We start from the raw sequence: 2,608 nt of genomic DNA on the forward strand, positions 1-2,608 counted from the left end.
ATGGGCCGTGATCGCCTTGCAAGGCGACGGACGCTGAATAGTGTTCCGGCATGAAGCAGCGCCGCCCAATTACCTTCGACATGGAAATGGTGTTCGCCGGCGCGCTATGCGCTGCCGCGGCTCTCGCCGGACTGGAAACCGCTTACACAGTGATGATAGTGATACGCTGACAACCGACGCCGCAAGGTTGGTTAGCGATGTAGGCCGATCGGCAACGGATACGGACGCAGAGTCTCATCGCTCGAGTTCATGCGGAGGATGCTGACCGACTGGCCTCAGACTGGGTCGATGACCTCCGATCGCGGCCTCACGGGTAGGACGCTCCCGTCCACCTTCTACTCAGTTATCTCTAGAGGAGAGGCCCTTCGCGTTCAGCACCCTTAGCACGGTGCCGTGGAAAGTGTTCGTGAGCCCGTGATTGTCCTTGAACTCGCGCTGCTAGGTTTCCGTCAAGATCGCAGGATCGATGCCGGCCCGTTCTGCCGGATCGGAACCCTCGAAACTTCGCCGTCGGCGTACGTTGACTTCAAAATCATCGACCATGACGGCTTCTATCCGGACCGACCTTGTTCGGCCTCGATCTTACTCGTCGTAACGAGTTCGAGGTCGGCGAGCATAGTTGCGCCGGATGCCGTCGAAAGCGGATCAACGCTCTTTTGGGCTGCCGAAATCCAGTTTAATTTCGATGTTGATAGAGTCTTGATCTGGTTCGGGGCCCTTTCAAGATCAGACCGTTGATCCGTACGCAAACGTTAGATCGGCGAGCACCGATTGGGAACTTGCGCTCAAATCGTTACTGATCTGTCCTGTGCCCCGGTCATTGCCAAACGTGGACAAAGCCGCAGCGAAGTTCTCGGAAGACGCTACAAGCCAATTAGCAAGCTCCGACCCCGGTGCCTGAACCGTTCCTGCGCCGTAGAACGGCAACGCGTCGCTTGGCGAACCATAGTCGGCAAAGGGCTCCGGTGATGGAAATGGTACGACGGCAGGGAGCGAGGTCATGTCATGCAGGAAAGCGTGTCTTGCGACCGCATTGGTCCCACTGGCTTGGTTCGTCGTCGCGTCCGCCGGTGAATCGCCGTGAGACGGTAGGGTTGCCAATGGGGCAGCCCCCTCCAAAGCCAGAATCCCGATCGAGGACTGTGGCAGGACGGTCTCGCCACCCCCGAACCCGAGTAACGGTGAGGTTTCGACCGCGGATGCTGCCGGTGAGGCTTTCGCAGCAAGCACCGTCGACCCTTGATCTGCGGCGACGTCTGCAGGCACTGGTTCGCTTGGCCTGAATGCGAGCGCGGCATCGCCCAACGTTCGCTTCACTCCATTGGCATAGGTGAACGTCGCAGTCGCTGTCAGCAGGTTCTCGCCGGGCTTCGACCTATCCCCCGTTGCCCTCCCGTCGAGCGAAAACGATTGGATGCCGAGTTCAGCCAAGGTCTTGAGTTCGCCGGCGTCGGTCGCACCATTGCTGTTGGAATCGGTCCAGACCCTCAACTCGCCAAAGCGCGCGTCGGTCTTGTCGATCACCTTGTCGCCGTTACTATCGAGCTTCGCCAGTCCGGCCAGACTGCTTCCCGCCGTCGAATCCTCGGCAAGGAAACTCAGCTCGGCACCGCTTGCAATGCGCCCGTCGCCGTCACGGTCGATGACCAGAAATCCATCGTTTCGGCCCGCCCAGCCCTGACGATCGGAAGAGCCGTCGCCGTTCATGTCGAACCATCCGCGTGACTTGCCCGCTCCCCTGAGCGTCACCCCGTCCCCGTCCAGGTCGAGGACGATCGCGGAGAGCATGCCCACTGTCGAATGCTTGAACGTCAGTTCCACGGCACCTGAAAGGCCGCCAGCGCGAACGTCGCTGGTATCGTTGCCGTGCTTCGGCGCGACCGCCAAGCGTCCGTCCTTCACAGATATCCGGTACTTGCCGGCCTTCCGCGATTGGGTCTGAGCGACGAAATCAATCGTGGGAAGGCCATCGCGTGGTGCCGATACGTACGTCAGCGCCGCATCTATGAGATCCATCGTCGTACCTGTCGTGCGTGTGTAACTGCCCTTGGCGAGGATCGCGACATCGCCTGGAGCATTGGCGCCCGCATAGGCGACCGCGCTCAGGTTGAGCGAACGGACACCCGCCGTCGCGAGCGTCAATATCTCGCTCGTCTCGGCGACGCCGTTACCGTTCTTGTCCTGCCAGATCCGGAAGTCGCCCCAGCGCGCGTCCGTACTGGAAAGAATGCCGTCCTTGGTTGAATCGAACGCCTTCAAACCCTGAAGGTCCGACGTCGCACCCGGCACATCGCCAAGGAAGCTGAACTCGCCGGCATTTGTCACGGTACCGTTGCCGTCGCGGTCGAGAAAGAGAAAGCCTTCGGTGCTGCCGATCCAGCTGGTCGCATCCGCAAGGCCATCGGCATCGAGATCGTAGCGCACGCCGGAGACGTCGCGGGAGAGCGTCTGCACACCCTTTCCGTCGAGATCCAGAATGACAGGCGCCGCCAGCGATACGGTGTGGCCGTCCGCAAGCCTTACCTGCCGGGTTCCCGCCAGCGCGTCGGCCAGGTCCGTCTGCCCGATCGAATTCATACCGTTCATTCTCATCATCCCCCTACCGACC

At 60.8% G+C, this 2,608-nt stretch carries 1 protein-coding gene; it reads right to left on the minus strand.

What is annotated here, in order from left to right; all coding sequences use genetic code 11:
* Positions 1-726: 726 nt before the first annotated feature.
* Positions 727-2,586 carry a hypothetical protein gene (locus J4O76_RS02930; RefSeq protein WP_426280119.1) on the minus strand — a complete coding sequence of 620 codons (1,860 nt, stop codon included), beginning with the start codon at positions 2,584-2,586 and terminating at the stop codon, positions 727-729.
* Positions 2,587-2,608 lie beyond the last annotated feature (22 nt).

It is taken from the genome of Sphingomonas sp. NFX23 (genome assembly GCF_049887795.1).
GTDB lineage: Bacteria > Pseudomonadota > Alphaproteobacteria > Sphingomonadales > Sphingomonadaceae > Sphingomonas.

What these genes read in the sequence shown, in the direction of transcription:
- J4O76_RS02930 (WP_426280119.1), bottom strand. Translation starts at nt 2,586, where the DNA reads ATGAACGGTATGAATTCGATCGGGCAGACGGACCTGGCCGACGCGCTG.